The organism is Bordetella tumulicola (genome assembly GCF_965138755.1).
Taxonomy (GTDB): domain Bacteria; phylum Pseudomonadota; class Gammaproteobacteria; order Burkholderiales; family Burkholderiaceae_B; genus Bordetella_A; species Bordetella_A tumulicola.
The window spans coordinates 1-6,719 of sequence record NZ_CBCSFP010000023.1 but is presented as its reverse complement, the minus strand read 5'-3'; the positions used below and the strand labels follow the sequence as shown (position 1 = coordinate 6,719).

1 protein-coding gene is annotated in these 6,719 nt (G+C 64.1%); it reads right to left on the bottom strand.

Annotated elements, in window-relative coordinates:
* Nucleotides 1-6,502: 6,502 nt before the first annotated feature.
* Nucleotides 6,503-6,719: hypothetical protein (locus tag ACNAZS_RS26660; RefSeq protein ID WP_415793630.1), on the bottom strand; the 217-nt coding region annotated here is incomplete at its 5' end.

Sequence of the window (6,719 nt, the reverse complement as noted above, 5' to 3'; positions counted from 1 at the left end):
CAGCGATTGCTGGCTTTGGTTCAGCGCCACACCGGCAGGTGTGAAATCCGCCGTCGGTGTGATCGACAGCGTATTGCCGCTGCGCTTGGTATCCCAGCGGTAGATCAGCGAATCCTGCGCATCGGGCATGCCGTCCAGACTGCCCGCAGTCAGCACCGGCACCTCGCCCGGCAGCAACGTTACCGCGGTGGGCACGATCGCCCCATCCAACTTGGCGCTGCCTTCCACCTGGAACAAGCTGGCCTTGCCATTGACCGAATCGATCAGCGGGCTGAGCCGGCCTTTCGCCGTCTGAATGAAATGGCCATTCACTCGCGTAGCCATCGTGGCATCGTCGTAGCGGATATTGCCTTCGTTCACGATGTCCGCCACCGCCAGCTTGCCGGCGGTCCAGATGCCCTGGTTGCGCATGACACCGCGGTCGCTGTCGTAGCCGCCATTGCTGTTCACCGGGCCGGCGTTGAAGCTTCCGCTACCGCTCTGCACACTCTCGGGACCGAGGGCGAGCGTGCCCGTGATGCTGCCCAGGTTAGTCAGTGTGACGCTGCCGCCTCCGGTTACTTTGACCGCCGTGCCGCTGGAACCCGCCGCAGTCGTGATGACGCCATCCAGTTGCGCCTTGATGTAGGCCTGGCTAAGTCCGGACGGGCCGTTGGGGCGATCAATCCAGATGGCAGCGCCGTTGCCCGTGCCCCCGGTCACCGTCGTGGTGTGGCCGTTAGAGTCATCTCCACTGCCTACGATCACATTGGGCGTGCCGCTGGCTATCAGGCCGTATCCCGCGGCCTGGGCGAAGATCCCGACGCCATTCTCGCCCGTGGCGGAAACGGAATTACTCAGCAGCGTCACGGTGAAGTTGTCGCTGCCGCTGGTGGAGCTGCCGCAATCGCTGGCCCCGCAGATGATCCCTTGCTGCAGGGGCGCCCCGGCATAAAGCGTGGAGCCATTCAAAATCAAGCCGCCGCCGCCGCCCACACTCTGCGCGAAAATGCCGATGCCCCCGGGCCCATTGGCGCTGATCGTTGCATACGAGCTCACCGTCACGCTGCCGCCGTCGGCCGGGCCAGGAGAGGTCTGGTTGGCGAACGTGGCGTTATAGCCGGTGGTAAGCCCAGGCGTGGTGTTGGTGCCGTCGTTGATGCGAATGATGCCCCCCCCACTGCCTACGGATTGCGCCACGACGCCGATACCCGCGATGCCGCTGGCGGTGATCACGGACGGCGATGTCAAATTGACCTGTACCGCGCCGCCCGACGCTTGCGCATCGTTACCCACGCCCCCTAATTGAATCGTCGGCGTGCCCGAGCCCGCTTGGTTGGCGATGATGTTGCCGCCACCTCCGCCGATACTCTGGGCCAGCACGCCATAGGCGCCGTAACCCGATACGTTCACTAAAAGCGGGTTGTTGGCGAAGTCCGGGTTGATTTGCACGCTGCCGCCCCCACCGCTGGACGACGTACCGCCACCCGCCGTGAAAGTCATGCCGGCCTTGGCATGCGCGCCCGGCACGCCGTACGAACCCCACACGCTGGAGCCCGCGCCAGCAATACCGCCTCCACCGCCGACAGACTGGGCGTTGATGCCGTCGGCGAATATGCCTTGCGTCTGAATGGTGCTGCCCAGGTTGCCATACTCATTGATGACGACGGATCCCCCGGCCCCGCCTGCGCCGCCGTCGCGTCCTTTCGTCATACCCACAGACAGATTACCGCCGAGCGCGTCGGATCCGTCCGCGCCCATGCCGCCTCCGCCGCCAATGCTCTGCGCCACAATACCCGTGGCGCCATAACCGACGGTCTGGATAACGCCGTTGTTCTGCAGATTGACCGTGACGGTACCGCCGGCGCCGCCGCTGCCGCCGGTGCCGCCCACAGCAAAGTTATATGAGCTGTTGACCTCCGCCCAGTCGCCTCCATTGGCGGTTGCCCATGCGGTCCCACCTTTCCCCCCTCCGCCTCCTATGGATTGCGCCACGATGCCGTGCGCCCAGTCGCCTGTGCTGGCCTGCTGATTGCCCTGGTCCTTGACGGGATTGCCCAGGGTGGAAATACCGGACGCCAGCCAAACTGTGACGTCGCCTCCCGCCCCACCCGTGCCCCCGGTTCCGCCTATCGACACATTCAGCGTGGTGTCATCCTGAGCGCCCGACGTGGGATCATTCAACCAATTGACCACGTCGCTGACGAACTCCCGGCCTTGCAAGGCCTGCACCACGGGGTTATCGCCGGAGCCATCCGACCCCGACGTTCCACCCACCCCGCCGCCGCCGCCGATCGANTGGGCAAGGACCCCGGTAGAGTCATTGCCGCGCGTGACGATGGGCGCCTGCACCGATACCGATACCGTGCCACCCGTGCCCCCCTTCTCGCTTGTCTGGTTGCCCAGGTTGACATTGGCGCCGGGCTTCTGGGACCCCCCTGCCAAGGATTGCGCCAGGCTGAAGGATCCGCCTTGTGACGTACCACCTCCGCCGCCGATGGATTGCGCAATCACACCCGCCGCAGATGACCCAAAAGTCTGGATGCCCTTACCCGGGTATAGGTAAACGGCCACTGGACCTCCATCGCCCCCGGGTGAGCCGGCGCGCCCCACATTGAAAGTCAGCGAGCTGGTGGTCTTGGTGCCGAAGTCCTGGGTATTGCTCGATCCCACCCCAGCATTGCCGCCACCGCCGCCGATGGATTGGGCCTTGACGCCCACTGCGTAATCACCGTAGGTGACGATCGACGTGGGGCTGCTACCACTGTCGTCGGGCACATAACCGCCATCAGAATTAATGGTGCCGCCCATTACCACGTCCACCTGGCCGCCGCTTCCAGCGCCTCCGCCAGTGCCCGCGACCGTGGACGTCAACTCCACGCCATAGACCTTGCCAGTGGGCGACGCGCCGGACGTGTAGCCCATCGCGGCGGCCATGGCTGATGAGTCGCCACCGTCGCCGCCGCCTCCGCCGATACTCTGCACCAGCACGCCCGTGGCGCCGTTACCCAGGGTCGTGATGTCCGCACCGCTAGACATGGCAAAGAGCGCCCTGCCGCCATCGCCACCGGATCCACCGTTGCCCCCGACGCTGACGGCGGCGCTGACGGCCGCCTGCGTTCCGCCGGGCGTCACGGGCGCGGCATCCGCGATCGAGTGCGCAAGCGAATTGCCGCCTTGTCCGCCACCGCCGCCAATGCTCTGGACGACGACGCCATGCCCGTCCACGGGCTGCACATTACAGGTTCGGAGCGAAGATGAAGACCTTGCGCAGATCTGCGGCACATCCGAGGAGCCATGTTGCAGGCTCTTGCTCTGTCCAGTGGCGATCGATCCGCCGACCAAAGTCACTTCGGCCTGCCCCCCGCCATTGGCGGCGCTGCCGCCCTGCCCCCCTACCGACACCGAGACATCGAAGAGCGCTCCCAGCGACGTACCCACGGCATTACCGCCCGTGCCGCCGCCACCACCGACCGACTGAGCGATCAGCCCGGCCGACTTGATGCCCGTCGTGCTGATGAAGGCATTATTGGCCTGAACAGTGACAGCGCCCCCGCCGCCAGCGGAACCGCCACTGCCCCCCACGTTCACCGTCACTTGAACGCCCGTTCCCGTGGCATCGCCACCGTTGCCGCCGCCGCCCCCGATCGACTGGAACACGGCGCCATGCGCGTTGTCGCCGGTAGTATGGATCTTGGAGCCGCTGTTGAAATTGCCCGTTATCGTGCCGCCTGTGGTCGAAGAGCTGCCGCCAGTGCCGCCGACGTTTACCGTGATGCCCGCCGCGCCGCCGCCATCTCCTCCATTGCCGCCGATAGACTGGGCTAATACCCCGATGCCGCCGGACCCGGACGTGGAAATCGAACCCGAGTTGGTGAAACTGATATCGCCACCCGCGCTGGCATTGCCACCGCCGCCGCCCACGTTGGCAATGATGCCGGAAGCGCTTCCGCCGGCGCCGCCCTGGCCGCCGATGGATTGCAAGAGCACGCCTTGCGAGGTGTCGCCCGCGGTAGTGATAGCGCCACTATTGGTGACAGTGATAGCGCCAGACGCACCCGCCGCGCCGCCAGTGCCGGCGTTGGAATGAAAGATGGACCAGCTAGAACCCCCGGCGCCGCCGCTGCCCGCCATGGCCTGCGCAAGAATTCCTCGAGACGTCGAACCAGCGGTACTGATGGTGCCGGCGTTCGTGACAGTGACGGTGCCGACACTGCCACCGACTCCGGTCGTGCCGGGACCTCCGCTGCAACACGAATTCGTGCCGCCCGAGTCATTACCATCGGCGCTGATGCTTTGGGCCAGAATGCCCATGGCATCGGAACCGTAGGTCGTGGTGATCGAGGACGCGCTGTCCAGGGAGACCTGGACGTTACCAGAGCTACCTCCATTGCCCCCATCTCCGCCCTGGGCCGAGCCCGTCCCTGCATTAGCGTACCCGCCCGCGCCACCGGTCCCCCCCTGCGAGCGTGCGACGATTCCTGGGGCATTGGAATGGTTCGTCGTAATCTGGGCCGAAGATACCGTAACGGTAATGTCTCCGCCCGCGCCGCCTGTGCCTCCGTCTCCTCCTTCCGCCTGGCCGCCGATCGATGTTAATGCTTGACCGGCATCGTTTCCGGCGCCCCCTACGCTGGAAGCATAGACACCAGGCGAACTGGGCGAGTCTGTGATCACAGTGACGACATTCGAATTTTGGCCTGTCACGCTGATCGACACGGCTCCCGCGTTACCTCCAGACCCGCCATCGCCGCCGTGTGACGTGGAAAATCCGGTGTCTTGACTAAAGCCGCCGTATCCCCCATCGCCCCCCACTTGGATACCGGCAATAGCAGGCGACTGGCCAGGACCATCGGACCCAATGTAAATTGTCATGTTGCGATTCTGTGCGGAGACAGAGACGCTGGCTCCCTCCGTACTGCCGCCATACCCACCATTTTGCGAAGGGTTCCCGCCAGCGCCAGCAGAGTTCGGGGTGCCTCCGTTGCCACCGTCGCCACCTGCACCGTAGGCCACCAAGCCGGGTAGGTAGTCGCCCGTCGCGGTGATGTAGGCATCGGCGTGGCTTATGGACACCTGTTGGGCGCCACCGCCGAAGGCACCGGAGTTGCCGTTGCCTTGGCTGGCCGACCCGCCGTCGCCACCCAGACTCATCGCCGCGACCACGGCGGCGGGTACGTCGGGGCTGTTCTGCGGGGCCGTTCCACTCACCGTGACAGCGACATCGCCATACTCGTGCAGCGTGACACTGGCGCTGCGCCCCTGGCCGCCGGTACCTCCACCGCCGGAAGAGCTGCTCGTGTTCGTGCTGACGCCATCGGCGCCCTGCGAAAGCGCCTGGACACCATAGACACCCGAACTGGTGCTGGCAGCGTTTTGCCAGGTCCAATTTACAGCTACAGCCCCGTTTGAGATGACGGACGCCGATCCGGCATTACCGCCCCCGCCGTTACCGTTGCTATATCCCCCGAGGGATAGAGCCTGCATTCCGGCGAAGCCGGTTGTTCCGGTCGCGGTTAAATTCAATTGCCCCGTATTCGTAATGCTCGAAGCAAAAGTCGACCCGCCGGCCGCCCCAGAACCCTGTCCGGCACCACCATACTCCCTCGCCAGGATGCCCCCGCCCTGCGTAGTTCCGCTACCCATGTTGATCGTGATTGACCCCGAATTAGCTACCGCAATTCCGCCCGAGATTTGCGAGCTAGTCCAGACGCTGCTGGACCCGCCAGGGTTGCCGCTACCCCCGCCCAGCACGGCCTGCAGGCCGTACGGGCTCAAGTTCGAACCCGAGCCATAATTCAATGTGATGGAGCCGGTATTGTTGAATTGCAGGCCATAGACATTGCCGCCGGATCCATCGGCGCCGTAAGAGCCGAAGTTCAAGCCGCTACCCTGTCCTGGCTGCACCGACATCACCACATCGCCCGATGTGTTCACCTGCATAGGAAGCGCATCCGGGGAACCGGTCTGCGAGTCGTAGGCGGTAGACGTGCCAGAATAATTGCAGACATAGACGCCGCTTTGCATACCGCAAGACTGCGCCAACGCCGCCGTGGGCAGCATCATCCACACCGTAGTCCCTAACAGCCCGGCAATGACGCTGGCCCGAACGGGCCTTAGTGCGCCCGGTTTGTCTACGGTATCCCCTGGTTTACCGGGTTCGTGCGCCCACAGCCCGACGCTGACAACCGAATGTTGCTCATTCATGGTTTAAAGCCCTTTGACGCTAATTCAGATGCCTCAGTCCAGAGGCGCGAAACTGCCACGCGATTGCAGTACCGACATCAGCGCGGGGACTCATGCGCGAATGACGCGATTAATGTATTGATATTTTTGAGATATAGACAGATCCAATTTGTAAAATTTAGAAGCTAGATTGTGACGATTCCGGACTCTTACCCCGCCTGCCCTAGCCAGGCAACCGCCAGATCGTGCAGCGGCTTGTCCACCAGTTTGCCGTCCACGGTCTACCCGTCAGGTGCCTGACACCTCTGCTACCCAAGGCCCCCCTTCTTCCGCCCTCTCAGAAGTAATAGCCCAGTCGGATGTTCGCCGACTGACTCAGGAACGAGCTACTGAAGTCAGCGCTATAGCCCGCCTTGATCTCCAACCCGCCCGCGCGGAACATCTGCAAGCCCAGATCCACCTTGCCCAGCAGCTCCGGCGAACGCACCCGGTCGGTGAACGTGCCGTTATCCGCCGTCGCATTCGCAAAACTGGCGTCAATGCGATGCGTGTTG